At 55.3% G+C, this 854-nt stretch carries 1 protein-coding gene; it reads right to left on the bottom strand.

The features are described from left to right. On the bottom strand, window positions 1–854 hold an 854-nt coding region (locus tag AC1D17_RS29165; RefSeq protein ID WP_477568668.1), incomplete at both ends, for an EAL domain-containing protein.

Consider the following 854-nt stretch of genomic DNA (forward strand, 5'->3'; position numbering starts at 1 on the left):
AATTTGTACCGGGCCAGCTGTGCCAGGCTGGAATAGCCGGTGCCAAAGTCGTCGAGTGCGATTTGGATACCGGCATTGTGCAGATCGTCAATGATCGAGGCAGCCAGATCCGGATCCTCAATCAATGCATTTTCGGTGATTTCCACTTCCAGACGTGCGGGAGAAAGTCCGACCGCCTTCAGAATTTCCAGAATTCGTGACGTGAGCAGCCGGTCCTCCATCTGAACGGGGGACAAATTGAAGGAGAGAACGATGTCGTCCGACCACAGTTTTGCGTCTTCACAGGCCACTTTCAGTAGCTGCTGAAACAGTGTGGTAATCAAGCCGGTCTCCTCGGCGATCGATATGAAAAGTTGCGGCGAAACAATGGAGCCGTCCTCTTCCGTCCATCGTGCAAGGGCTTCAAAGCCACAAACAGAGCCTGAGCGAAGATCGATAAGGGGTTGATAAAAAGGCTTGATGCGTCCCGCCTCGATCGCATCTCGCAGCTTGCCCTCGAGTTTGGCACGGGCCGATACCTTCAGCTGCATGTCCTCGTGAAACAGAAAGGACGTGTTGGCGCCTTTGCTCTTGGCCTCATAAAGGGCGATGTCGGACTTGTGACAAACATCCTGCGGTAGATCGCCATGCTCCGGCCAGCGGGCATATCCGATACTTGCCCCGACCTGACAGCAGATCATGCCCACCTGGATCGGGCGGGTTACGGAATGAATGATCAGGCTGGCAAAGCGCTCTTCCTTCTCGGGTGCCAATCCCCTCGCGACGACGATGAACTCGTCACCACCAAAACGGAAAACGCAGCCTTCGGCGGCAAATGCCGCCAGGCGTTTTGAAACCTCCCGCAACAACTGGTC

It is taken from the genome of Pararhizobium sp. P1_E7 (assembly GCF_056405855.1).